The organism is Nostoc cf. commune SO-36, from assembly GCF_023734775.1.
Classification (GTDB): Bacteria; Cyanobacteriota; Cyanobacteriia; order Cyanobacteriales; family Nostocaceae; genus Nostoc; species Nostoc commune_A.
In genome coordinates, this window is sequence record NZ_AP025732.1 from 1,027,832 (window position 1) to 1,053,758 (window position 25,927).

General features: G+C 41.3%; 21 protein-coding genes and 3 pseudogenes. 11 read left to right on the plus strand and 13 right to left on the minus strand.

Annotated elements, in window-relative coordinates:
- The first annotated feature begins 58 nt into the window (after positions 1 to 58).
- The 6 genes from cpcA to ANSO36C_RS04650 all read left to right on the plus strand — a co-directional run bounded on the left by cpcA (position 59) and on the right by ANSO36C_RS04650 (position 4,900).
- Positions 59 to 547: a phycocyanin subunit alpha gene (gene cpcA / locus ANSO36C_RS04625; protein ID WP_094349677.1), complete on the plus strand. Its 489-nt coding sequence runs from the start codon at positions 59 to 61 to the stop codon at positions 545 to 547.
- Positions 548 to 960: 413 nt separating this feature from the next.
- Positions 961 to 1,773 carry a phycobilisome linker polypeptide gene (locus tag ANSO36C_RS04630; protein WP_251958589.1) on the plus strand — a complete coding sequence of 271 codons (813 nt, stop codon included), beginning with the start codon at positions 961 to 963 and terminating at the stop codon, positions 1,771 to 1,773.
- Positions 1,774 to 1,915: 142 nt separating this feature from the next.
- Positions 1,916 to 2,785, plus strand: coding sequence for a phycobilisome linker polypeptide (locus ANSO36C_RS04635; RefSeq protein WP_251958590.1), 870 nt, complete (start codon positions 1,916 to 1,918; stop codon positions 2,783 to 2,785).
- 89 nt (positions 2,786 to 2,874) lie between these two features.
- Positions 2,875 to 3,138 carry a phycobilisome linker polypeptide gene (locus tag ANSO36C_RS04640; RefSeq protein ID WP_190939771.1) on the plus strand — a complete coding sequence of 88 codons (264 nt, stop codon included), beginning with the start codon at positions 2,875 to 2,877 and terminating at the stop codon, positions 3,136 to 3,138.
- Complete coding sequence (locus ANSO36C_RS04645) at positions 3,113 to 3,952, plus strand: HEAT repeat domain-containing protein (protein WP_251958591.1); 840 nt, start codon at positions 3,113 to 3,115, stop codon at positions 3,950 to 3,952. Before ANSO36C_RS04640 ends, ANSO36C_RS04645 begins: the two co-directional genes overlap by 26 nt.
- A gap of 228 nt (positions 3,953 to 4,180) precedes the next feature.
- Positions 4,181 to 4,900, plus strand: a complete 720-nt coding sequence (locus tag ANSO36C_RS04650; RefSeq protein ID WP_251958592.1) for a HEAT repeat domain-containing protein — start codon at positions 4,181 to 4,183, stop codon at positions 4,898 to 4,900.
- A 9-nt stretch (positions 4,901 to 4,909) separates the two neighbouring features.
- Here the strand turns inward: ANSO36C_RS04650 and ANSO36C_RS04655 are convergent, their stop codons facing one another.
- Both ANSO36C_RS04655 and ANSO36C_RS04660 read right to left on the minus strand, forming a co-directional pair.
- The gene (locus ANSO36C_RS04655; protein ID WP_251958593.1) at positions 4,910 to 5,401 is read right to left on the minus strand and encodes a DUF1499 domain-containing protein; all 492 of its coding nucleotides are present in this window, start codon (positions 5,399 to 5,401) and stop codon (positions 4,910 to 4,912) included.
- Positions 5,402 to 6,053: 652 nt separating this feature from the next.
- Positions 6,054 to 6,437, minus strand: coding sequence for a DUF4174 domain-containing protein (locus ANSO36C_RS04660; RefSeq protein WP_251958594.1), 384 nt, complete (start codon positions 6,435 to 6,437; stop codon positions 6,054 to 6,056).
- A gap of 4 nt (positions 6,438 to 6,441) precedes the next feature.
- On the opposite strand from ANSO36C_RS04660, the gene ANSO36C_RS04665 reads away from it, so the two are divergent.
- Positions 6,442 to 6,588 (plus strand): hypothetical protein, encoded by a 147-nt coding sequence (locus ANSO36C_RS04665; protein WP_251958595.1) that lies wholly within the window; start codon positions 6,442 to 6,444, stop codon positions 6,586 to 6,588.
- 533 nt (positions 6,589 to 7,121) lie between these two features.
- On the opposite strand, the gene ANSO36C_RS04670 is transcribed toward ANSO36C_RS04665, so the two are convergent.
- Complete coding sequence (locus tag ANSO36C_RS04670) at positions 7,122 to 7,772, minus strand: HD domain-containing protein (RefSeq protein WP_251958596.1); 651 nt, start codon at positions 7,770 to 7,772, stop codon at positions 7,122 to 7,124.
- Between the two features lie 324 nt (positions 7,773 to 8,096).
- On the opposite strand from ANSO36C_RS04670, the gene ANSO36C_RS04675 reads away from it, so the two are divergent.
- Both ANSO36C_RS04675 and pruA read left to right on the plus strand, forming a co-directional pair.
- Positions 8,097 to 9,293 (plus strand): acyl-CoA dehydrogenase family protein, encoded by a 1,197-nt coding sequence (locus tag ANSO36C_RS04675; protein WP_251958597.1) that lies wholly within the window; start codon positions 8,097 to 8,099, stop codon positions 9,291 to 9,293.
- Between the two features lie 468 nt (positions 9,294 to 9,761).
- Positions 9,762 to 12,734 carry an L-glutamate gamma-semialdehyde dehydrogenase gene (gene pruA / locus ANSO36C_RS04680; RefSeq protein WP_251958598.1) on the plus strand — a complete coding sequence of 991 codons (2,973 nt, stop codon included), beginning with the start codon at positions 9,762 to 9,764 and terminating at the stop codon, positions 12,732 to 12,734.
- 304 nt (positions 12,735 to 13,038) lie between these two features.
- Here the strand turns inward: pruA and ANSO36C_RS04685 are convergent, their stop codons facing one another.
- On the minus strand, positions 13,039 to 15,231 hold the full coding sequence (locus ANSO36C_RS04685) for a hybrid sensor histidine kinase/response regulator (protein ID WP_251958599.1): 2,193 nt from the start codon (positions 15,229 to 15,231) through the stop codon (positions 13,039 to 13,041).
- 505 nt (positions 15,232 to 15,736) lie between these two features.
- On the opposite strand from ANSO36C_RS04685, the gene ANSO36C_RS04690 reads away from it, so the two are divergent.
- A complete protein-coding gene (locus ANSO36C_RS04690) occupies positions 15,737 to 16,663 on the plus strand; it encodes a cobalamin-binding protein (RefSeq protein ID WP_251958600.1) in 927 nt (308 codons plus the stop codon).
- Between the two features lie 139 nt (positions 16,664 to 16,802).
- Here the strand turns inward: ANSO36C_RS04690 and ANSO36C_RS04695 are convergent, their stop codons facing one another.
- The 3 genes and pseudogenes from ANSO36C_RS04695 to ANSO36C_RS04705 all read right to left on the minus strand — a co-directional run bounded on the left by ANSO36C_RS04695 (position 16,803) and on the right by ANSO36C_RS04705 (position 18,046).
- The gene (locus ANSO36C_RS04695) at positions 16,803 to 17,105 is read right to left on the minus strand and encodes a TMEM165/GDT1 family protein (protein WP_181928888.1); all 303 of its coding nucleotides are present in this window, start codon (positions 17,103 to 17,105) and stop codon (positions 16,803 to 16,805) included.
- Positions 17,106 to 17,109: 4 nt separating this feature from the next.
- Positions 17,110 to 17,594, minus strand: a pseudogene (locus ANSO36C_RS04700) (TMEM165/GDT1 family protein).
- 101 nt (positions 17,595 to 17,695) lie between these two features.
- A complete protein-coding gene (locus tag ANSO36C_RS04705; RefSeq protein WP_229483706.1) occupies positions 17,696 to 18,046 on the minus strand; it encodes a YkgJ family cysteine cluster protein in 351 nt (116 codons plus the stop codon).
- A gap of 246 nt (positions 18,047 to 18,292) precedes the next feature.
- On the opposite strand from ANSO36C_RS04705, the gene psb30 reads away from it, so the two are divergent.
- Positions 18,293 to 18,436 carry a photosystem II reaction center protein Ycf12/Psb30 gene (psb30, locus tag ANSO36C_RS04710; RefSeq protein ID WP_190939758.1) on the plus strand — a complete coding sequence of 48 codons (144 nt, stop codon included), beginning with the start codon at positions 18,293 to 18,295 and terminating at the stop codon, positions 18,434 to 18,436.
- Between the two features lie 115 nt (positions 18,437 to 18,551).
- Here psb30 and ANSO36C_RS34720 read toward each other — a convergent pair.
- The 6 genes and pseudogenes from ANSO36C_RS34720 to ANSO36C_RS04735 form a co-directional block, all read right to left on the minus strand.
- A pseudogene (locus ANSO36C_RS34720) lies at positions 18,552 to 19,728 on the minus strand (single-stranded-DNA-specific exonuclease RecJ); the annotation flags it as partial.
- Between the two features lie 249 nt (positions 19,729 to 19,977).
- Positions 19,978 to 20,499: pseudogene (locus tag ANSO36C_RS34725) on the minus strand (DHH family phosphoesterase); the annotation flags it as partial.
- A 7-nt stretch (positions 20,500 to 20,506) separates the two neighbouring features.
- A complete protein-coding gene (locus ANSO36C_RS04720; RefSeq protein WP_251958602.1) occupies positions 20,507 to 20,656 on the minus strand; it encodes a hypothetical protein in 150 nt (49 codons plus the stop codon).
- A 333-nt stretch (positions 20,657 to 20,989) separates the two neighbouring features.
- Complete coding sequence (locus ANSO36C_RS04725; protein WP_251958603.1) at positions 20,990 to 24,067, minus strand: beta strand repeat-containing protein; 3,078 nt, start codon at positions 24,065 to 24,067, stop codon at positions 20,990 to 20,992.
- Positions 24,068 to 24,589: 522 nt separating this feature from the next.
- Positions 24,590 to 24,964, minus strand: coding sequence for a hypothetical protein (locus ANSO36C_RS04730; protein ID WP_323374595.1), 375 nt, complete (start codon positions 24,962 to 24,964; stop codon positions 24,590 to 24,592).
- Complete coding sequence (locus ANSO36C_RS04735) at positions 24,886 to 25,707, minus strand: cadherin-like domain-containing protein (RefSeq protein ID WP_251958604.1); 822 nt, start codon at positions 25,705 to 25,707, stop codon at positions 24,886 to 24,888. The genes ANSO36C_RS04730 and ANSO36C_RS04735 overlap by 79 nt, the downstream gene beginning before the upstream one ends.
- Between the last annotated feature and the right edge of the window lie 220 nt (positions 25,708 to 25,927).

Below are 25,927 nucleotides of genomic sequence, written 5' to 3' on the forward strand. Positions count from 1 at the left end.
ACTGTCAGTTAGACAAAACAAATTTCAACAAAATTGTAAATAGGGAGATACTAAACCGATGAAGACACCTCTTACCGAAGCAGTTGCAGCAGCAGATTCTCAAGGTCGCTTTCTCTCCAGCACAGAAATTCAAACCGCTTTTGGTCGTTTCCGTCAAGCTCCAGCTAGCTTAGAAGCAGCAAAAGCTTTGAGCGCTAATGCCCAACGTTTGACAGAAGGCGCAGCTCAAGCTGTATACAACAAGTTCCCTTACACCACTCAACAACAAGGCCCTAACTTCGCTTCTACCAACACTGGTAAAGAAAAGTGTGCGCGTGACATCGGCTACTACCTGCGGATTGTTACCTATTCCTTAGTTGTCGGTGGTACAGGCCCCTTGGATGACTTCTTGATTTCTGGCTTGGCTGAAATCAACCGCACCTTTGATCTATCTCCTAGCTGGTACGTTGAAGCTCTCAAGTACATCAAGGCTAACCACGGTCTAAGTGGCGACCCTGCTGTAGAAGCTAATTCCTACATCGACTACGCAATTAACGCTCTAAGCTAATAGAGTGTATTTAGCCCGGAAAGGAAAACAAGCTCTGTTAGTAAATAGCTAAGAGTTGGTTTACCTTTCTGGGCAGTTTTATTTTCAAAAGACTGTTAAACAAGAATTAAGAATTCAGAATGCAGAATTCAGAAATATTTAAGTGTGGGATTCAGACCCACCATTACTAAAATAGGCCACTAAATATGGATGCATATATATTTAGTGTGGTGTTTCACCGTTTCTTCAGACGCTTGTAGACTCCTTCTCTCCGAGAGGCTAACAGCGAAAGCATTGCCGGATCTACCAGTAAATAGAATTAATTTCTGAATTCTGGCCCCTGACTCCTAAATTCTTTCTTGATTAATAAAGACTAGAAAAAAATTTCTGAAAACGCATTCAGTTTTATAGCTAATAACTGAGGAGGTTTAAAGATGGCAATTTTGGGACAAGCAACAAGGCTAGGAATTGGAGTCTTTGAAAATTCAGGACTGGCAGAACTACGTCCCGATAGAACAGAAACGGATGTGAAAGCGATCATCCGGGCAGCTTACCGTCAAGTTTTGGGTAATGAATACCTAATGGAATCAGAGCGTCTTGTCAGTGCTGAATCACTGTTACAGCAAGGCGATATTTCAGTTAGGGGATTTGTGTTAGCCATTGCTCAGTCGGAACTTTATCGGAATAAGTTTTTCCATTCAAACTCGCAAATTCGCTTTATTGAGTTGAATTATAAGCATCTATTGGGTCGCGCCCCAGAAGATGAGTCAGAAATTTCGTACCACGTCAAGCTTTACAACTCACAAGGTTACGAAGCTGAGATTAACTCATACATTGACTCACTAGAATATCAAGAAAGCTTTGGCGAGAATATAGTACCATACTATCGTGGCTTTAATAGCCCAGTAGGGCTGAAAAACGTTGGCTATAGCCGATTGTTCCAGCTGTATCGGGGTTATGCCAATAGCGATCGCGCTCAAGGGCAAAAACAAGGACGCCTAACTTGGGAAATAGCTAAGAATCTGGCTTCACCTATCTACCCAGTCTCTACAGGAGCCTTAACAGGTCTCTCAACAGGTGGTCGAGGAGAAACATACCGGATTAGAGTACTACAAGCTGCTTCTGTAAACTCAGCTGTAGTGCGGCGCGGTACTGCGGAATTGCTCGTACCCTACGAGCAACTTTCTAGTAAATTGCAGCAGCTTAATCGTAAGGGCAGCAAGGTTATTAGCATCACATCTGTATAAAGAGGGAATCGGGGTGGGGAGTAGGGAGAGACGCGATTAATCGCGTCTGTACTAGGGAGTTAGGAGTAGTGAAATTCGCTACTCCCAACTCTCCAATCCCCACTCCCTTTGCCAATTACCAATTACAAAAGGAAAATTACCAATGGCTATTACAACAGCAGCTTCTCGTCTGGGAACAGAAGCTTTTAGTGATAACGCTCCTCTAGAATTGCGCCCAAATGCAACTAAAGAAGACATAGAGCAAGTAATTACTGCCGTCTATCGTCAGCTGTTGGGCAACGATTACTTAATGAAATCTGAGCGTCTCACAAGTGCTGAATCTATTCTGCGCGATGGGAAAAGCACAGTACAAGAATTTGTACGTCAAGTAGCCAAATCAGAACTGTACAAATCCAAGTTTTTCTACAACAGCTTTCAAACTCGCGTCATTGAACTGAACTATAAACATTTGTTGGGTCGTGCCCCTTATGATGAGTCTGAGGTGGTCTATCACTTAGACTTATATCAAACCAAGGGATATGAGGCCGACATTGATTCCTATATTGATTCACCAGAGTATCAAAGTAGCTTTGGTGACAATATTGTGCCTTTCTATCGCGGTTTCAAGACTCAAACAGGTCAAAAAACTGTCGGATTTAGCCGGATATTCCAACTTTATCGTGGCTATGCCAATAGCGATACCTCCCAACTTAGAGGTAATTCCTCCCGCCTTGCCGTTGAACTAGGACGCAACAGTGCATCTGTTGTTGTTCCTCCATCTGGTGGCCCTTCCGGCTTTTCCTACGTTGCTCCGGAAAAAGGCGTTACCCCCAATAGTACTTTCGGTGGTGCAGGAACTTTTGGACAAGAAGGCAGACTCTACCGCATTGAAGTAGCAGGCGTTTTTGGAGCTGGGTATCCTAGCACACGCCGGGTCAATCAAGCTGTGATTTTACCTTATGAAGGACTATCTGCTTACTTCCAGAGAGTCGTAAAACAAGGTGGCAAAATCGCTAGTGTGAAGCCACTTTAGTATCATTGGTCATTAGTCATTGGTCATTGGTCATTAATTACAGACCAAGGACTAATGAAAACTTTAATTTATAAATTTGGGATTGATTTATGCTTGGACAAATTAATGGTAGAAATAGTAGCCGCTCCTTCCGCTATGAAGTAGTCGGTCTGCGCCAAAGCGAAGAAACAGAAAAAGTCGGCTATCCCATTCGTTCTAGTGCCAGTGTGTTTATCACAGTGCCTGAGAACCGGATGAATCAGGAAATGCAGCGCATTACTCGCTTGGGTGGCAAAATAGTCAGCATTCAACCATTGAACGCTGAGACAACACACAGCGAACACAACCATGAATCCCAGTCCGCAGAAAATTGAAGATTTATCACTGACAGGTGGCAATGCCGACGGTGGATCTTTAACGGTAGAGCAGGCTCTAGCTAATCTTGAAAGTGCAGATTTAGGTCTGCGGTTTTATGCTGCCTGGTGGTTGGGTAGGTTTCGCATAGGTGAACCAGCTGCGGTTACAGCACTGATCAAAGCCTTAGAGGATGAAGCCGACAGGACACCAGAAGGCGGATATCCTCTGCGGCGGAACGCAGCTAGAGCTTTAGGGAAACTAGACGATCGCCAGGCAGTATCACCTTTAATTGGGTGTTTAGACTGCTCAGATTTTTATGTCCGAGAAGCAGCAGCACAATCCTTAGAGATGCTAGGCGATCCGGTTTGTATTCCGGCGCTAATCAAACTATTATCAGTAGGTTTGCAGGGACAGCTGATATCACAGCCAGATTTATCTCAACCCTACGATGCCATCTTAGAAGCCTTGGGAACCTTGAAGGCGACTGAGTTCACCCATTTGATAACACCATTTTTAGAGCATCCAATCGAATTGGTGCAATATGCTGCCGCACGAGCCATGTATCAATTAACCCAAGAACCAGTTTATGGAGAACGGTTGGTAAAGGCTTTAGGGGGAGAGAAATTGCAATTGCGTCGAGCTGTGTTAGCAGACTTGGGAGCGATTGGATATCTACCCGCAGCAGATGCGATCGCCCAGACTCTTGCCGAAAATAGCCTGAAGCTAATTTCTCTCAAAGGATTATTAGAATATCAAGTTAACCACACAGCAACAAGCACTTTGTCCGCAGGTGCGATTAAAGTGATGAATTTGATGGACTCGCTGTTGTAGTCTTAAGTTCTAGTTTGAGAAGAATTTAGTAGTCAGGAGTCAGAATTTATCTGACTCCTGAATTATTTTGTGATGATGAGTTGTCATTAATACGTTTAAAACAAATGTTTATCACCTATAAACCCCCAACCCGATTGCACAATCTGGGCTAGGGGTTTGTGTATGATGTCAACTACGGATAGCTTAAGCTACAATTGGCTGATGACTAATTACCCATGAAAAATTATTATGAATAACAGCGAGCTTGCCCAAATATTGATTCGTGCTGTGGAAGAAGCAGACTCTTCGGAGCGCCTATTAGACGCAGTTCAGCAGTTAGCAGCAGCTGGTATAGAGGAATCTGTTCCCACTTTGATTGCAGCTTTGGGCTACAACAACCCAGGGGCGGCGGTGGCAGCCGTAGATGGGCTGATTGCGATTGGGGAAGCCGCAGTACCGCCATTATTAGAACTAATTGATGACTACAATTACGGTGCTAGAGCTTGGGCTATTCGTGCCTTAGCAGGAATAGGTGATGTCCGGGCACTAGATACCTTGTTCGAGGCAGCAAAAACCGATTTTTCTTTAAGTGTGCGGCGGGCAGCTGCCAGGGGATTAGGCACTTTGCGCTGGCATCAACTACCACCAGAGAAACTAGAATCTGTTCAGACTCAAGTATTAGAGGCGCTATTACTCATTTCTCAAGATTCAGAGTGGGTAGTGCGCTATGCAGCAGTGACGAGTTTAGAAACAGTAGCGATCGCTATAGCAGCTAGTTTACCCGATCAAGCGTCGCGGATTACAACTCAACTTCAGCAGATGCTCGATACAGATGTTGATCTCGGAGTTCGCACCCGTGTAAAGTTTGCACAAGATAAAATTCAGCAGCAACAACATCAAGAAGTGTTTGCACCTAAAAGAAAGCTACAGGAGACTGAAGTGCCTCATCGTGGTGCTGGCAGGCGTTAATTAAGGCAATCAAATATTTAGATCGCGCAGCGCCAAACGAATTTGTTCGACACGCCTGCGGTTGACACCAAGATCCGAATCTCCCACGCGAGATGCCGAGCGCAAATGAATTACTGACTCATTGGAAGGCAAATAAAACTCTACATCATCAACAAATTTAAAGATGCGGCTTTTAGAAAGAGCATGGATGTAATTAGGAGTCTGTTCTATAACCTCTGTGCGAGGAACAACAGTGAGAACTTTTAGTAAGGTTTCTCTAGCTGCATCGCGGTCTACATGATAAGTAATCGGGTCAATAGCGTGCTTGGAATCAGCATTTTGACTGACAACACAGTTAGGGGAAGGAGGACAAGAACTAAGATGACCATTATCAACTCCCAAACTAGAAGAGGCTGCCCAAGTAGCCCCAGGAAGTATTAAAATACTAATCAAAGTTAGGAGTATTGCAAAAGTGACATTCCACAATAGTCGTTGACGAATCGCTGTTAGCAGATGAGACATGATAAATTTACTCCTCTTGTTTTAAATAGCACTAAATTATTTTCGGTCATTTCGTGTGAGTATTGCGAGTTACTGATTCTGTAATAAATTCAACTTATAGCATTCTTGCCGCTTCAAAGGTCTGACTTTTCACGGTATCTGGAAAACCTCTCTCTAAATCTCTCTCCTAAAAGGAGAGAGACTTTGAATTTTCTTCCTTCCCGCATCGGGAAGGGGGTAGGCTGTTGACTTTGATGAAATTTGGGCGTTTTTGACTCATACTATTTTTGTGTCAGGGCAAAATCTCTCTTGTGTCATTGCGAGCTTTGCGAAGCAATCGCAAAATCTCTGGGATTGCTTCTCTTCTCTACGAGAGGCTGCGCCAACGAGACGCTCCGCTCGCAATGACTACACATATTTTGCATGATTTGTTAACTTCTAAAAACGCACAGAGAGAGTCAACACCCTAGTAAGGGGGTTAGGGGGTTAGGTTTTTCGTGCGCTTTTCCACATAACGTGAAAAGTCAGTTCAAAGGTTTAGACTCAGGAATCAGGGAATCACCTCCCCAATTGCTATTAAGATCCCCAAGCCGAGCAGTTAGTTACCGACAGGTGCATCATAACTAAGAGCGATCGCTCCAATGGTGTAACTTTGACTCTAAGATTTTTATAGCTACTTTCTGCCTCGCTCTTGCATTTCTTGCTGGCGCATGGGCATAGCGTCAATTTGCTCAAAAATTGCTTTCGCTTTGACTGGTGTAGTGTCTTGGCGCTTAACACCACCATCTTTGCCCACCAAAATAACGCGAAAATTTTCTTTATCAACTCCAAAGCGATTTCGCAAATTGGCAGCAGAAGACTCATCTATTAACTGTCCGTTGGCATAGCTTTGATTTGCCAAAACTTGAACAAGAACTAAATCCCGGTTTATAAAACTGTTTTGGTGCTGGTCAAATAACTGCATCTGTTGCTGATAGTCGTGGTTATTAACAGATGGTGCAAACACTAGTAAAACGCGGTTTTGCCATTTTTGGGAACTAAGGTTAAATGAAGACATTTTGATGGCATGGGTTGAACCTTGGACACTACCAGCGATGCTGAGTGGTGATACGGCTGTAAATGTTAATAGGGTTAGAGCGATTAATAATGAGTTATTCATTTTGGAGGTTGTTAGGAGCGATAATTTTCGGACAGTCAAAGATGAATAAATGCGTGCTTGCAAAAATCAAATCAAAGCCAAATCAAGGATTTTAGAATATTTGCACCCACTTTCACCAAACACCTCTCGCCGTGGAAGCCCCTGTTTTCAAACATGGGGGCAAGGCGTAGGCGATTTTAAGACGCTCGCGGACTCGCCTTGCGCGTCGCTAACGCTGTCCAAAAATACTTGTGTTTCATGAGATAATATGAGTATGTCGAAATGGGCGCTTACACTGTGTAAACCCGCAGAAACGGCTTCGCCAGTAGACATAGAGGCTGTCGCGTAGCCTTGATAAGGTAGAAACACACTGCTTGCTAAGTGGCAAACCAATGTGTTTTTGGGGCGTGGGGATGAGTCCATCCTCTGTTTAATCGTAACCACGCCTAGAGGTTCGGGGGATAGTGTTTCGGAACCTGCGCGCGTTCTAAGCCGCTATTTCTCAGGGCTACTAAAAGCCCCCGGATTCATCCGTGGGGAATGCGTTACAGGGCTACTCATAATTCATATAGAAACAATTTCATGCTACTAACGGCGATAAAACTAACTAGATAATAAAGACTGAATTTCTCCTTGAATATTGCCACGGGCAGATGGTTCGGCGAATTCTGACATTAAAGGCGTAAAGTAGATACGCGATCGCTGTAAAAATCGTTCTAAAACCTGCTGACGACCTGTGATATAATCCGCCTCTGCCATCCAGCTATATTCCTGGCGAATAGCATGGGCATATTCTCCATACAGCACTTGGTTAGTAGCCAAAATCGCTAAATCTGCATCAAGTAGGACTTGGCTATCATAATCATCCACCGCAGCTTGATGGTCTTTAGTGTTCAGAATGATACGAGTGACAATAGTTATGGTACTTTCTGGAATACCCAAATTACTCAGCAGATCAAAAGCATAGTCTGCACTTCGTTGTTCATTATCTTGAGCTTCAGTGTCATACACTACATCATGAAACCAGGCAGCTAGTTGAACAGCAGCTAAATTGGTGGTGTAGCCTTGCAAAATCTGAATTGTGCTGAGGACGTGATCAATGTGTTTAAGTGTATGGTAGTAGCGACCAGGAGTAGAGTAACCTGTAACCAAGTCACTAAAGGATTTCTCAGCGATTACGTGGTCAACACCAAAGGTTTGGAGTGTGTGTTGCCAGTTAGAAAATAAAATATTCATGAAGTTTTCTGTAGGCATAGAGTGAGTATACCCATTCTGAGTATTATAAAAATAAGCCAATCCTGTTAAAACTTTGATGAGTAAATAAGTTTAGATGTGTTTGCGTTGCTATAGCAATTAATTTTTTTTACGTATTTTTGACATTTTTTTCTTTTGTACTTGCTTGTTGAAAGAGACGTGCATATTCTAGAACTAGTATATACAAATAATTTTTCTAATTTATACAAACATTAACATAGTAAAATACGCTTACAAAACCAACATTTTGATACCAAGTATTAAACTTTTATACTTTAAAGAAAGCTGTATATTTATGCAGTAGGAATAAATAAAAAATAAACCATGATTGACTTTAGCCTCACTGAAGAACAGCAGATGTTGCAATCACTTGCGCGTGACTTTGCTCAAAACGAGATTAGTCCTATTGTTCAGATAATAGAAGAGTCTAACAATCCAGAGATAGAACCTTGGGATTTTTGCAAACACTTGTTCCATAAGGGGACTGAATTAGGATTCACATCTTTGATGCTTCCAAAAGAGTTAGGAGGTGTAGGTGGGAAATGCATAGACATGGCTGTAGTCTTAGAAGAAATAGGCGCTGTTGATGTCAGCATTGCTTGTAGTTACTTTAATCTCACCGCAGCTATGTCGCTGTTTGTCAGTAGAGTTACAACCCAAGAACAACAAAAACGAATACTATCTTTTGTTAATTCTGGAAAACCCCATCTATTCAGTGCCGCAGAGAGTGAAGCTAATATCGCCACCTCAGATATATTCTGCCCCTTCCCAGACTCCAATATTGGGATGAAAACCTTTGCAGCACGCGAGGGCAATGCATACATTCTCAATGGAACAAAATCCCCGTTAGTTACAAATGGTGGGATTGCGGATGCCTACTTCATCATTGCCCGTACAGCGATGGATAAACCATTACACGAAAGTTTGTCTATCTTTTACGTTCCAACAGATACGCCTGGGATTAAGTTTGGCAAAAAGACACAGATGATTGGTTGGAAAGCTTCTCATCATGCCGAGATTTGCCTGGATAACGTCCTAGTCCCTGTGGAAAACCTGATTGGACAAGAAGGCGAAGCCGGAAAACTACTGATGTTGCTTCCAGAAGTAGCTATTGGGCTGGCAGCTTCTTATGTTGGTTTGGCTCGTGCTGCTTATGAGTATGCTTTGAATTATGCCAAGCGAAGAGTCAGTTGGGGTCGTCCGATTATCGAACATCAGTCAGTGGCTTTAAAATTAGCAGACATGATCATTAACACCCAAGCTGCAAGACTGATGGTATGGGATGCAGCAGTTACAGCAGAAACTTCTCCCCAACTTGCCGCCACAATCAAAGCACCAGCTGCCAAGACTTTTGCAGTAGATGTCGCAATCAAAAACGCACAAACAGCAGTTGAGATTCTTGGGGGCTATGGGGTAACAAAAGAATGTTTGGCTGGCAAGTTTCTTGCCGATGCAACTATCGGGTATTCCTGTGACTTTACGCGAGAAGTCTTGCGTCTGGGGGTCGTAAACTTTTTATAAGCTATTGCTTCGGATACACGATGAGCTTTATTAGATACACGGGATGCCCCTTTGCGCCCTTGAACAGGTGTAACACGCATTGGCGATTCCTCATCCACCTCAACTCTTGTCATAAAGACATTGGTTAGAGGCAGAATCTAGGCTGTTGACTTTGTGCATTTTTCGGGAATTTTCGGGAAAATTATTCGTGTTATTTTTGTTTGACTTAAAGTGCCTGCTTCAGGCACTTTAAGTCAAACACAGGCGACACATTTTTTGCATGAAGTCTTATGGGCTAAAGGATACAGAGTCAACAGCCTAGGCAGAATCGTCACCGCCCGCTATCCATCCCATCGCCAAGGCTTTGCAGAAGGCGTGGGGCTTCCGCGCAAACCAGCTAAATATGGTGACAGCTAAATGAAAGCGTCAAAATAGAAGACACAGGCTTTGTACAAAAAGCCTTGCCTTGATTAACGGAGTTTATTATCAGTGGTATTACAAGTACAGACAAGCACCTACGAAGCTAAAACTCAAGAAATTGCTAAACAACTTCTAGCAGCAACGTCCGAAAATCGTTCGTTTTTGTCTTCCCTGCGCGATCAAATGCGCTGGGATGATAAATTACTAGCTTGGGCGATGAGTAATCCTGGGTTACGGGTGCAACTATTTCGCTTTATAGATACGCTACCTGCTTTACACAGTAAATCAGAAATTGCCTCACATTTACAAGAATATTTAGGAGATGAGTCTGTAGAATTACCGGCAGCTTTAAAGGGAATGCTAAACTTTGCTAATCCCGACTCGATGCCAGGGCAAGTTGCTGCTACAACTGTTGGTACAGCCGTTGAGACTCTTGCTCATAAATATATTTCTGGGGAAAATATTAAACAAGTCATCAAAACAGTTGAACGACTGCGAAAAGAAAAAATGGCTTTCACCATCGATTTACTTGGTGAAGCGGTGATTACCGAAGCCGAAGCGCAGTCTTATCTAGAACGCTATCTAGAATTAATGCAACAATTGGTGGAAGCATCAAAGAATTGGCCAGTTATCCCGGCTATTGATGAAGCTGATGGCGAACCCATACCAAAAGTTCAGGTTTCTGTTAAATTAACAGCGTTTTATTCTCAATTTGACCCATTAGATGCTAAAGGTAGTGAAGAGCGAGTTAGCGATCGCATTCGGATTCTCTTACGTCGTGCTAAAGAGTTAGGTGCAGCTGTCCATTTTGATATGGAACAGTATGCCTATAAGGACATAACTCTCAGCATCCTGAAAAAACTCTTACTAGAAGAAGAGTTTCGGCTACGCACAGATATTGGTATAACCATTCAAGCATATCTGCGTGACAGCGAACAAGATGTCAAAGACGTAATTTCTTGGTTGAAACAGCGCGGTTATCCTCTAACAATCCGCTTGGTGAAAGGCGCATATTGGGATCAGGAAACTATCAAAGCAGCCCAAAAGCATTGGCCACAGCCAGTTTACAACGACAAAGCCGCAACTGATGTTAACTTTGAAACCATCACTCAGTTATTGCTAGAAAATCATGATTATGTGTATTCTGCCATTGGTAGCCATAACGTGCGATCGCACTCTCGCGCCATTGCCATAGCTGAAAGTTTAAATGTCCCCCGCCGTCGTTTTGAATTACAAGTCCTCTACGGTATGGGTGATAAAGTTGCCAAGGCATTGGTTGACAAGGGTTATCGAGTCAGAGTTTACTGTCCTTACGGTGAATTGTTGCCGGGGATGGCGTATTTAATTCGGCGGTTGTTGGAAAATACCGCTAATAGTTCTTTTTTACGGCAAAATCTCGAAAATAGACCAATTGAAGAGTTATTAGCGCCGCCGATTGTCAAAGATGAAAAGAACTCTTTAACTCCTTACTCTCATTTTGTCGGTGCTGCTGATACTGATTATGCTGAGGAAGAGGTGAGAACGAAGACGGCGCAAGCTTTCCAGAGGGTTCGCCAACAGTTGGGTAAAACTTATTTGCCGTTGATTAATGGCGAATATGTTAATACGCCGGAATTTGTCGATTCTCTCAATCCTTCTAATTTCAGTGAGGTAGTTGGTAAGGTTGGATTGATTAGTGTTGAACAGGCAGAACAAGCGATGCAAGCTGCTAAAGCAGCCTTTCCTGGGTGGAGGAAAACACCAGCTAAACAACGCGCTGATATTTTGCGGAAAGCGGGTGATTTGATGGAACTCCGCCGCGCTGAATTATCGGCTTGGATGGTTTTGGAAGTTGGGAAACCAGTTAAGGAAGCTGATGGAGAGGTTTCGGAAGCGATAGATTTCTGTCGGTACTACGCTGATGAGATAGAACGGTTAGATGAAGGTTTTAATTACGACATTCCAGGCGAAACTAATCGTTATATTTACCAGCCAAGCGGTATTGTTGTAGTAATTTCTCCCTGGAATTTCCCGCTAGCGATCGCTTGTGGAATGACTGTCGCAGCTTTGGTTTCAGGCAATTGCACTCTCCTCAAACCGGCGGAAACATCTTCTGTAATTACGGCAAAACTTACAGAAATTTTAATCGAGGCTGGTTTCCCCAAAGGTGTATTTCAATACGTACCTGGCAAAGGTTCGCAAGTCGGCGCTTATTTGGTAAATCATCCAGATACTCATGTGATTGCCTTTACAGGTTCCCAGGAAGTGGGCTGTAGAATTTACGCAGAAGCCGCAATATTGAAACCTGGACAAAAGCACATGAAACGCGTGATTGCGGAAATGGGTGGCAAGAATGCCATTATCGTCGATGAAAGTGCTGATTTAGACCAAGCCGTTGTAGGAGTTGTGCAGTCAGCATTTGGTTACAGTGGACAAAAATGTTCTGCGGCTTCTAGGGTGATTGTGCTGGAACCGATTTATGATGCCTTTGTGCAACGATTGGTGGAAGCTACAAAATCCTTGAATATTGGGGAAGCAGAGTTACCTAGTACACAAGTTGGGCCAGTGATTGATGCTAATGCCCGTGATCGCATCCGCGAGTATATTGAGAAGGGTAAGGCAGAAGCACAATTAGCCTTGGAATTACCAGCACCCGAACAAGGATATTTTATCGGCCCAGTCATTTTTAGTGAAGTATCGCCAAACGCAGTAATTTCCCAGGAAGAAATTTTTGGCCCTGTGCTGGCGGTAATTCGGGTGAAAGATTTCCAGGAAGCATTAGCAGTCGCCAATGGTACTAATTACGCCTTGACTGGCGGACTTTATTCTCGAACGCCTTCCCATATTCAGCAGGCGCAGACAGAATTTGAAGTCGGTAATTTGTACATCAACCGCAATATTACCGGAGCGATCGTTGGACGGCAACCCTTTGGTGGATTCAAACTTTCTGGAGTAGGTTCAAAAGCAGGTGGTCCTGATTACCTACTGCAATTTTTGGAACCACGCGCCGTGACAGAAAATATTCAGCGTCAAGGTTTTGCACCAATTGAAGGTGCAGATTAAATCGTCTGGGGTAGACATTGCCTACCTTTTTATGGGTGTAGAGACGTTGCAATGTAATCTCTCTACACCTATGAGACAATACGGTTCAGTTAAGGCTAAAACTCTGTTACCAAAGTCGTTTTTTTTTACGAACCGCCAAGGCGCAGAGAACGCAGAGAGAAGAAAGAGATGCTTAACTGAACTGTATTGACCTATAAGATACCATCAACAAAGTATTAACTTATGATTAACTTAATCAGAAAATTTTTTGAATTTCCTGAAGATTTTTATTAATTAGCTATAAAAAATGCATTTCTATGAAAAATTAACTCAAATATCGCATCAGTATTGACTCTAGCTGGGCTATCCGAAATGGCTTAATGAGGTAGTCATTGACAGTGCCCGTCAACTGGGAAATTTCCTCTTCTAAAGGTTCGCTAGAGGTTATAATTACAATTGGCAAATCTTCCCAACCAGGCTCTTTTTTAAGGATATTCAGCAAATTCAAGATTTTAACATCCTTGATTAACTGGAAATCAAATAACACTAAATCCGGTTGGAGGTTTTGCGCCTGTTTTAAAAAGTCATTTTCATTATTTATCCATTTGACTTGGTAGCCAATTGTGTGAAGATAATCTTGCAATACTGTGGCAGTATTTTGATTTCCTTCCACAAGCAGAATAGTTTTATTTCTGGAAATGACTGGAGAAGAAGAGAACAAGGTAAAATTTTCTTCTTCATTTCTCTCATCTTCAGGCTGCACTAGATTTGGTAAAAACAGAGTGAACTGACTACCCTTCCCCAAAGTTGATGTCACCGTAACATCTCCACCGTGCAAACGCGCTAATTTGCGTGTTAAAGCTAAACCCAAACCAGTGCCTTCGTACTGCCGATTTAACCGACTATCAAGTTGTTTAAACGGTTCAAATAGAAATTGAAACTGATTTGAATCTATACCAATTCCAGTATCTGAAACTGTAAACGTTATCCCTTGGGGTACGTTTTTGACTACCAGCGATACCTGACCGGCGGAAGTGAATTTAATGGCATTGGTGAGCAGGTTGAGTAACATTTGCTTGATGCGCCGTTCATCAGCAATGCAAATATCCGCATCTTGCTCAATTTCGTATGTAAGTTGCAATCCTTTTTCTAAGGCGCGATCGCGCACTGTCCAGATGGCATAATTACACAAATCTGAGACTGACAAAGGTGAGAGTAACAGTTCCTCTTTACCTGCTTCTACCTTAGATAAATCAAGAATATCATTAATCAGTGTCAGCAGATGTTCACCACTACTATATATAGAATTTACATATTCGTTCTGCTTTTCATTAAGAGAGCCAACTATTTCTTGTTCCAGCAATTGCGACAAACCCATAATCGCATTGAGAGGTGTCCGCAACTCATGGCTCATGGTTGCTAAAAATTCGCTTTTTGCCCGATTAGCCGCTTCTGCTGCTTCTTGAGAAGCACGCAGTTTCAATTCTGTTTGCTTGCGTTCAGTAATGTCCTCAATCATCGCTAGAAAAAACTCAGGTTCACCATTGCTGCCTGGTATAATAGAAACAGAAATATGAGTCCAAATTAAGCTACCATTTTGATGTATGCATCGTCTTTCCATCTCAATACGATGTCTTTGGACAAGCTGCTCGTGATGTTTGGAAGGTTGCAACCCATCACTCGAAGTTGTTTTTAAGTCTGTGCGAATTACCGAAATTAGTTGTTTGTAAAGTTTTAAATCCCCCCTTTGTGTGGAAATGTAATGGGTAAAGCACTTGCCGTATAGTTCTTCTCGGCTGTATCCTAAAATCTCACATAGTGCCAGATTCGTATCGACTATTTGTGCTTTCATATCTATCAGTCCAATGCCGATAGAGGAACGCTCAAAAATCGCCCGGAATTGCGCTTCACTCTGTCGCAGTGCTTCCTGTACGACGTTTCGCTCGTTTGCTTCTATAGCTAGCGTTACAAAATCTGCAATCGAACCAGCAAAAGTCTCTTCTTCTAAAGTCCATTGGCGACCTTTGCCTACGTGTTCGTGGCACACTACACCTACCAAACGACCCTCTAGCCAAATTGGTGCATCTAATAGGGACGTAATGCCCATAACTGAAAGATAAGATTCAGATAATTCTTGGGTTCTAGTATCGTTTACGGCATCATCTGCTGTAATGGTACGTTCTTCTTCTAAAGCCTGGAAATAAGCAGGAAAATCTGTTTTTGAAAGCGAGTTACCAAAAGTATGCTTTTTAGTCTTCACATCATACAAATTTATGCATTCAATTTTGGAACGTTCTTCATTATATAACCATACGCCAACTCGCTCTACTAAGAGCGTCCTAGCAGTAGTTTCTGTGATTTCCCTCAACACCGCATTGAGATTACCTTGCTGAAATGTCTTGCTTCTTGCTAGCTGTACTAGCGTCTGGCTTTGTTTTCGCCGACTATTTTCTCTGCTTTTTAAAGCATCTTGGGTCGGGTTGCACTCTGTAATATCTCTAGCTGAAACCACCTGCATTAGTTGCCCTCAAGAAGAAATAATTTTGCCTTACAGCTATACGCAAAAAGTAGAACTGCTTTTGTATAACTACAACTACGAGACATGGTTTTTCAGAACCGGAAAATATAATTTTTCTAATCAAATCTTATAATTCTGACTAACTCCTTCTAAGCAACATTTTGCTAATTATTTCTGTTACTTCATGCTTATGGTTTTTACCAGGGGATAATTAGCATCTCAAATAGTTCCACTCTGAAGTAATTCTACTCTCAAGTAATTCTACTATTAAGTAAAGATACTGTTAATTAGTATAATATTTTGAATTTAGATTTGGGGACTGAGAAAATTTTTATTAGTCCTTAATTCTTAATCTTTAATCCCTAGTCCCCAGACCCCAATGCCCAGTAAAATTTTTTGCTTAGTGGTGACTACCAAAACACCCTTAATTCTCCTATAGAAAGATACCTAATGACTCAAATTCTGCCAAAATTAAGGTAAAGGCAGCTTTTACGGAGGTGGAGCGATGACAGAAAGTGATGTAAGAATTGTTTCTTTAATTCCCGGTGGAACAGAGATTTTAGCGACACTAGGGTTAGTTAATGCTATTGTGGGGCGATCGCACGAATGCGATTACCCTCCAGAAATCCAAAATCGCCCCATTTGTACCCAAGCGCGTTTAAACTCTAATGCCTCCAGCAGCCAAATTAACGATGAAGTGAACAATTTATTGCAATCTGCTCTCAGTATTTATGAAATCAAAACAGATGTTTTAGAGCAGTTGCAGCCTACCCACATTCTCACTCAAGACCAGTGCGATGTTTGTGCTGTTAGTTTACACGAAGTTGAAAAGGCAGTTGCTACACTCATTGACAGTAAACCCCAAATTATTTCTTTACAACCCAATATTCTCCAGGATGTGTGGGCTGACATTGAGCGAGTCAGCAATATATTTGGTGTAGACTCACTAAAAGTCTTAGAAAATTTAGAAGCTCGCGTCAAAATTTGTCAGCAAAAAATCCAAGGACTTTCTTTAAATGAAGTGCCTACTGTCGTTTGTATCGAGTGGACTGATCCTTTGATGGTTGCCGCGAATTGGATTCCTGAATTGGTTAACTTAGCAGGAGGACAGTCTCTATTTTGCAGTACAGGTCAGCCTTCTCCAATCTTGCCGTGGGAAACACTATTAACAACTGATCCTGATGTAATTGTTTTTATGCCTTGTGGCTTTGATTTAAATCGTACTCGCCAAGAAGCCAATTTGTTAACTCAACGTCCAGAGTGGCAAAAACTGCACGCTACGGAAACTGGTAGGGTCTACATCACTGATGGCAATTCCTACTTCAATCGTCCAGGGCCTCGACTGGTAGATTCTCTAGAAATTTTGGCCGAAATTCTGCATCCAGAAATTTTTCAATACGGCTACAAAGGAACTGGTTGGGAAACTATGTAAAGAAGAATTCAGAACTCAGGGGTCAGAATTCAGTATGAATTCGAGTCTGACTGAATGATATTAGTTTAAAACCTTGGCGGATTCCAATCGCCCATGAAGAATAATTGTGATTCCTGGATTCTGAATTCTGAATTCTTCTTTAAGGTGTTTGTTCAGAATCTGCCGATGGTTCATTGTTAAATAATAGAAGGCGTGCAGCAAGTATGGCAAATCCCACAGCAGCGATCGCTTTTAACACGCGCGTAGGTAATAATTCAGCTACTGCACCCCCTGCCAATGATCCCAACAGGCTTGTCAACAGCAATGCACCTGCTGCACCAAAAAATACTGCACGCGGAGAATTACAACGCCCTGAAAGTGCGATCGCCGCTAGCTGACTTTTGTCACCCAATTCTGATAAAAAAACTGTAATAAAACTCAGTCCTAAAAGATGCCAATCCATATTATTAAGGGGGGTGGGGAGTAGAGAAGCAGGGGAAGCAGGGGGAAAATGACAAATGACTAATGACCAGTAAATACATCCCAAACAGCATTAGGGAAATCACCAACAACATCATACCTGCTGATTTTTCTACAGTTTTGGGCTGAGTCGTTGGCTATCCAACTACCTAAAAGTACGCCTAATAAGCTGTGGTTATCAGTGCCGCCGCCGATCCGATAAACACTACCCAGGGCGAATGAGATTCTGCACTCGATTAATAGGGTAGATAATTGAAGTTTTATCTCCAATTTCTGCCAGAAAAATAGTTACAAAAGTCGTACCAAAAATTACTAACGCTGATTGCTGCTTTTGAGGACTATCGGCAGCTACAGGCTGAACTGATGGAGCGATCGCAGGAGTTAAGTTAAAATCATTGCTGTCTTTGGGTTCTAGCTCGATCTTAGTCTGAGATATGCCAGAAATGCCCAAAGGTGCAGAGTCAAGTTTCACAAGCAATAGTTTTGGTTCCTAGGGTGTTTTCATATTTCTATCATATTCTCAGATTGTTGTAATAAATTGCAACCCAGAGACTAAAACGAACAATGGCAGTGTCACAGCCCTACAGCTTTATTGAAGCGTAGTATTTCCAGACTGCGATCGCCATATACTCCCTCTATTTGCTGGCGACAGCAGTCGATAGCAAAATCATTAACTTCTTCTGGTTCAACTCCATACATATCTTGAAACACTTCTGATTCCACACGGCAGAAGCGAGGACGATCTGAGTAGATGCGGCATTCTCGTGTGGTATGGTCGAAGTTAACGCACCATCCGCCTTCGCCTACCATGCTGAGGTAAAGTTCTAGTTCTGGCGGTGAGAGATACTCATCCAAATCTGGACGTTCTGCTGGATCAAGATTACAGCAGGCTCCACATTGCTTTACACATTGCCAAGTTGACATTTTCGGTTGGTGATTGAAGAAGGGAATAGGTTACAGGTTACAGGTTACAGATTATTCCCTATCACCTGTTACCTGTCACCTCTACCCTAACCCCATTCCCAATCTCCTATTTTACGTTTTTATGTCTTTTCTTATAATTTTGTTAAGTAAATTAAATCCAACAGGCCATAGCCAGATATGATCGATTGCGGGTTTTGTAATTAAGTTATTGAATTTTTTAAGGAAATTGAGAGGAGAAAAGGAAAAATGTTTGACGCTGTGTCTGACTTGTTTAACGCTTTTACCAGCATCAATTGGGAAGTTATTTTCCAATTACTTTCCGTGGCGCTAATCGTCATTGCTGGGCCGGCGGTAATCTTTTTGCTGGCATTTCGTAACGGCAACTTATAAAATTTATGAGTGCTGATTAAGAGTTAAGAGTTAGGAGTGAGGAATTAAATTTTATTCTCAACTCATAACTTATAAATCAGCACTCACAGTTTTACAATCACAAGTGATAAGTTAATTAAGAACTTTTAACTGATAACGCCCGAAGCGCAGCTTGGATAATACTGTCGTACTGTGGCTGAGAAATATCAACTTCTTTAGCATTTTGACGATTAGTGCCCAGTAAACCAATCATATTTCCTGGCTGCATGGCTAAAACCTTGCCTTCAGTATTTTTAATTCTTAACTCTGCTTCAATGCCATTTTTATAGAAACCACAAGTATACTGTCTCTGATTGTACTCAAAGGTGGTAATTGACGGGGTAGGTGGCGAAACAAAAAATTGTTGGAAGTTGAATTGGCAATCTAACACCTATTAACTCTAGCTCAATGGTGGTGTTACCGTTAAAGTAATTTTCTCGCAATTTATAAGCGACATCCACTCGCGGTGGTAAGCGAAAATAGTCACCCCAACGCCAAGCGATCGCTTTGATTTTGTATTCCTGATTATCAACAGTTTGAGCGATTGTCAATTTAATATGACCCTTGCCAACGATTTTTTGCTCAACCACTTGAACATTAGGTGTCCAGAAAACTGGATCGGGGTTGTCCATACCGCAGGGGTGTAGAGTATTAAGCTGTTGATAAAGCTGCTGATTGATGTGATTGAGGTTGACTTCGGCATCAATTTTGAGTAGAGGCTTGAGATGCTGCGGTTCAAGACACTGGTTAGCAAACTCAATCAAACGCGATCGCACCATCTTTAAGTTCTCTGCTGGTAGAGAGAATCCCCCGGCTGCTTTGTGTCCGCCAAATTTCCCTAGTAAATCGTGACAATATTCCAAAGCTTCAAACACATGAAACTCTGGAATTGAGCGTGCTGAACCGCGTATATGTCCCTCATCCTCATAAGTACCGATGAACACAGGAACGCCATAGCGTTCTACCAAGCGGGAAGCGACAATCCCAATAACGCCATGATGCCAATTGGGTTGAACAACAATTAATACACGGTCTTGCTGTAGAGATGCAACAAATTCCGTCTCCACATAAGCGATCGCTTCTTGTTCAATTTGTTGACACATCTCCTGGCGAGAGGCGTTGACTTGTTCGCACTGCATTGCTCTTTCCAGCGCCACCCCCATATCATCTGTAGTCAGCAATTCAATCACAGTCTGGGGATTACCAATCCGACCAATAGCATTAATCCGTGGCCCCAAGCGAAAACCTATATCTTCAGGCTTGAGCGATTTTGGATTTTGGATTTTGGATTTTGGATTTTGGATTTTCTCCTCTACTCCCCCTACTCCCTCATCCCCCCTCGCCTGCACGCCACCTACCTGAATCAACGCCTGCACCCCAGCTAAGTTGGATTTGGGTAAATGTTGTAAACCGCGTTTCACCCAACGGCGATTCACGCCAGTTAAGGGGGCTAAATCTGCGATCGTTCCCAGTGTAAATAGTGCTAGCATCGGCTGAATCAAGCCCTTAGTCGCCCCTAGCTGTTGTGCTAGAGACACTGCCAAAATGTAGGCAACACCAACACCAGCAACACCTCGATAAGGTGAGGATTCAGCTATTAGTTTTAGGGTTGAGGATAGCGTTAGCTGGTGGTAATTTTTGGGTACATCGTGATGATCAGTGATAATAACGGCAAGACCAAGTTCTCTAGCTCTCGCAACTGGTTCAAACGCAGAGATGCCATTATCTACAGTCAGAATTAATCCCACACCCTCGCTATGGAATTCTTCAACGATGCGTTTATTAATACCGTAGCCTTCGTGCATCCGGCTGGGAATAGCATAATCTACTTGTGCGCCTAAAGTGCGGAGACTACGTAAAAGTAGAGCAGTGCTGGTCATTCCATCAGCATCGTAATCACCACAAATAGCAATTTTTGTTTGAGAAGCGATCGCATTTTGCAACAACTCCAAACTAATCGCCAAATCTGGAAAATCTTCTAACGGCGAAGGCAAAACTAAGGACTCTGGATTTAAAAATGCTTGTACCTGTTCTGGTGTTTCCATACCCCGATTAATTCAACAACTGGCTGACAATGGGTGAAATACTTGTCAAAATCGCCAACTTTTGGGCAAATTCTGGTTTTTGTGGATAAATCTGCCAGCGCTGATCGGGTAAACGCTTGCGAGGCTTGGATAGTTCAGATACAGGTCGGTCTAACACAGTATAAAGTTAGGAGTTTTCAGTTATGAGTGTTGTAATTGAAAATTGTTTCTTAACTCATAACTAATAACATTATTTGCTATTTAAAACACATTTATCTTACCATCATCCGTAATATATAACGAGCGATCGCCACCAATTAAGTCCTCGAAACCAAATTTGTTATTACCCAAGTTGCGAATATGCTCTACACCGTCGCTATTAATACCTAAATGTGATGTCAGGATACGACTTAAATCTTTATTAATGCTCGAAAGGGTACCGTCAGAAACTAAGAATGGTAGGTAGTATCCACCATCGATTAAATTAACAGAAATCTCTTGGGTCTGAAGATTAGCCGCTTGTATCTCTGTGTCTTGGACTAGGCGGTCTGTTGTTATTAGTTCCAGATAACGCTGCTTTTGTTTCGACGCTCAAACTAGATGTAGGGTCAAGTAACATACCAGTAAGTGGGTCTCGAATTGAGCCTTTAGCATCATCGACTCGGTATAAGTAAGCAGAGTTATTATTTGCAGCTTCTGTTTGAAGTGATAAGTTTAGTTTCACTTGCTTATCATTAAAAGCGGCTCCTGCATCAGAAGGAGCTTTTTGGCTTAAATTCTTGAAATTACTAAAGACTATAATAGGTGCGTCATTGACAGCGCTAACTTTAATGTTGACTATATCTTGTTTTGTTAACGATCCACCTGAGCCAGAGTTACCTAAGTCATTAGTATTAATGGTAAGGGTATCTTCACCGTTAAAATCTTGATTACCTCGGTAAGCTAAACCTTCAAGGGCACTATTAATATCTGTGATTTTACCCTTGAAAGTCATGCTGGTGTCAATTGTTCCATCACCTTGCAAGAAGGTTAACCCTGTAATTTGTTTTAAGGTTAAAGCACCTTTAGTGACACCAACTGTTACTTCTAAGTCCCCTGTTCCTTCATTAACATCAATATCGCTGACCGTGATAGCATTTTTATTAGTAGTGCTAAAGGTTAAATCAGTATCTTCTTTGACAGTTTGCTCACCAGGAACAGTATTTATAGGAGCATCATTAATTGCAGTCAGTTGAATTTTTACAGTTTTTTCGTCTTTGAGGATATTACCTTTACCTCTGTTACCTAAGTCACTAGTAGATATAGTTAGGTTATCTTCACCTTGGACATCGCTGTTTAAATCTTTATTGCCCAAATAAGTCAAGCCATTGAGAACCTGATTTACTCTGTCAATGCTGCCTCTAAAGGTCATAGTCGCATTGCCAAGACCATCGCCATTGGTGAACTGTAAGCCTGTAGTATCACTCAAAGTCAACAAACCACGAGTAACAGATAACATTACCTCCAGTATTCCAGTTCCTTCTTTGACATCCACATCGTTGATGGTAATGGCATTTTTATTAAAGCCATTGAAAACTAATGTGAAATCTTCATTGATGTTTTGCTCCGCAGGAACGGCAATGACTGGAGCATCGTTTACTGGGTCGATAGTAATTTGAAAACTATCAATGTCAGTTAGAGTACCACCCCCACCAGTATTACCTAAATCGTTAGTAGTAACAGTTAAGGTATCGACACCATTTGCATTAAGATTTCCGCGATAAACAAGAGTATTTAAAGCAGTGTTGATATCTGCTATTTTGCCACTAAAAATTACCGTGGATGTACCATTAGTATTATTGGTGTTAAAGGTTAAATTAGCGGTATTTTGCAGAGTTAAAATGCCTTTGCCGACCGACAATTTAACTTCAACTACACCAGTACCTTCGGCAGCATCGACATCCTTTATCTGGATAGCTTTGGCGACAGTTAAAGCTAAATCTGTGTCTTCATCTACACTCTGATTAGCAGGAACTGTATTTACAGGTGCGTCATTGATAGCATTTCGTTTGATTGTAACAGTATCAGTATCTGTCTTGATACCACCACTGCCAGTATTTCCTAAGTCACTTGTGATAATAGTTAAAGTATCATCGCCTTTGGCATTACTATTAGAATCTTGGTTGCCAAGATAAACAAGACCATTAAAAGCTTGGTTAATTTTATCAACACTACCAGTAAAGGTGAGATTATATTCGCTAACACCATCACCTTCAGTGAAAGTTAAGTCAGAAGTATTAGATAAAGTTATTAGACCTTTGGTGACAGATAATTTAACTTCAACTTTTCCAGTACCTTCCAAAGCATCTACATCGGTAATACTAATAGCATTACCATTGGCAGTACTGAAGATTAACTGGACATCTTCATCAACGGTTTGTTGCGTAGGAACGGTATTTATTGGCTCCTCGTTAACTGGATTGATAGTAATTTGCACTCTTTCGGTATCAGTTAAAATACCACCAATTCCAGCATTACCTAAGTCGCTAGCAGTAACTGTTAATGTATCGTTGCCGTTAGCGTTGAGATTTCCACGATAAACAAGGCTTTTAAGGCCGATGTTAACATCGGCAATTTTACCTTGAAAGATGACATCCGATTTACCATTACCACTGCTAGCATCAAAAGTTAGACCAGTTATAACTTTTAAATTTAAAGTACCCTTTGCTACCGAAAGCTTAACTTGGACTTCACCAGTACTTTCGGCTGCATCTACATCTTTAACTTGAATAGCGTTAATACCAGTTAATGCTAAATCTGTATCTTCGTTTATGACCAGACTAACAGGAACAGTAATTTCAGGGGCATCATTGATAGCTATGGTTGTTATTTGGACGGTATCTTCTTTCTTCAGTTCACCAGGAATCCCAGTATTACCCAAGTCACTAGTGAGAATTTTTAGGGTATCGTCACCATTAAAATCCTGATTTCCTCGATAAGTTAAACCTTCCAGAGCACTATTAATATCTGTTTGTGTACCCTTTAAGGTAATTGAGTTACTGTTATTTCCTTGTTGAAAAGTTAGTCCTGTTGTTTGTCCTAAAGTTAGTTTTCCTTTTATGACAGAAAGGATTACTTGCATCTCGTTTGCATTTATTGCAAAATCAATATCACTGATACTAATTGCATTTTGAGTGCTACTCTTAAAGACTAAATCCTTGTCTTCCTCTATGCTTTGTAGCCCAGGGAATGTATTGACTGGGGCATCATTAACAGCAGTAACGTTAATTTGTACTGTTTTACTCGCATCTTGAAGAATGCCACCTTCACCTTTGTTTCCTAAGTCGCTGGTAACAATACTTAAAATATCAGTACCGTTGGAGTTTAAATTTCCTCGATAAGTTAAACCGTCTAGTGCTTTATTAATTGCACTTAAGGTTCCTTTAAAGAAAATACTAGATTTACCATTACTACTACCTGATAGAAAACTTATACCTGTTGTGTCTGCTAAGATTAAGCCACCGTTATTTACAGATAATGTAACTTCTAACTCACCTGTACCTTCATTAACATCAACATCGCTAACAGTAATAGCCTTACCATTAGCCATGGCTAAAGATTAAATCTTTATCTTCTTCAACGCTTTGGGCACCAGGTACTGTATTAATAGGAGCATCATTAACAGCATCTATGGTAATACTGATTAATTTTTCATCTTTCTTACTACCACCAATACCAACATTACCTAAGTCATCTGTAATAATTTTAAGCGTATCGATGCCGTTTACATTTGTATTACCAAGATAAGTTAGGCCATTGAGAGCATTATTAACATCAGCCAGCTTTCCAGTAAAAGTTATACTAGCTTGACTATTGCTATTACCAGAATCAAAATTAATCCCATTGATGGATGCTAGAGTTAAAATTCCTTTTGTTACAGAAAGCGTTACTCGTAAAACTCCCGTAACATTTTCATTTACATCTGCATCATCAACTCGAATTAGATTATTATTAGCGCTGTTAAAGACTAAAGTATTTTCTTCTTTGACCCTTTGCGCTGCTGGTACAGTATTTATAGGTGCATCATTGATGGCATTGATGTTGATGGTAATAGTGCTTATCGCTGGTCAAGTTAGTACCAGCAGCCACTATTGCCTAAGTCATCTGTTAACACACGAACTGAAGCAGTACCGTTAGAGTTAGCATTCGGCTTAAAGTTCATGCCATTTAAGGCTTTATTGATATCTGTGATGATGCCTTTAAATTGAAGCGTAACATCATCAGTGCCATCCCCTACACCACCAGTAAAATCTAACCCGCTAATGCCATTGAGGCTAAGAGTACCTTTGTTCGCTACAAGTGTTACTTTAATCGGATTATCACCAGCATCTGGGTCACTTATCGATATCAAATTGGCGGCTGTAAATGTTAAAATCTCATCTTCATTGATAGTTTGTGTTCCTGGAACAGTGTTAACAGGTGCATCATTTTCGGCAGTAACATTAATAACTTAGATACAGCACTGCTAGTTCCACCATCTCCATCATTGACTGTAACCGAAATAGTACGGCTAGGGTTAGGTATATTAGAAATATTTTGATAGGTAAGATTTTGAATTAAAGCTTTTACAGCAGCTAAAATAGCATTAACGTTAGTAAATCTAATAACTAAGCTTTTGCCACCTGCACCATTATTAGTAGTGTCAATACTGCCGAAAACAGTTCCGTTATAGCTAACATTTCCACTACTTAAAGTAATACCATTACTACCACTATTAACTGAAATTCGGTCTTCTGCTCCACTACCACTGCTATAGTTAATTGTGAGATTACCTGCATTAAAATCAGAGGAATCTATATCCGTAAGGGTAATGTTGCTATTTATAATAGATGCAGCAATATTAAGCGCATTTTCATTAAAAGTAACAGAAGATATTATATCTTTTACTTCAGGGTTATTGTTGATGTTAGTAAAGCTAATAGTCGGAGTTTTTTGACTAGAAGTGTTATAGCCATCGCTAAGAGTTATATTAAAAGATGGAGCATTTTCACTACCGTTGTGAACAAATTGAACTACTCCGCTGTTGATATCTTGCTGGGTAAATGTAGTTTTAGGGATACCATTTAGCCGAAATTCACCATTTTGAAGATTGCTAATAGTATATGTAATTTTACTAAGATCAATGCTATTATCAACATCTGTCGCATTAAAGTTACTAGAAGAGAGGGTGATTGTGTCACCTTCTTTCACTGCTAGAGTATTGACTTTTAATTGAGGTTCAGTTACAAAACGGATAGAACTAACACCATTAAGGTTAGATGTATTGACTGAATATGCTACACCAACTGCTTTGCTATTTTCTAATGTACCCTTGCTTAAACCAATGCTGGCATTACTTCCATCATTTGGTGTTGCCGTTGAATAAATAAAATCAATATTATTGCTGTCTTTGTATAATACAACTTGAAAG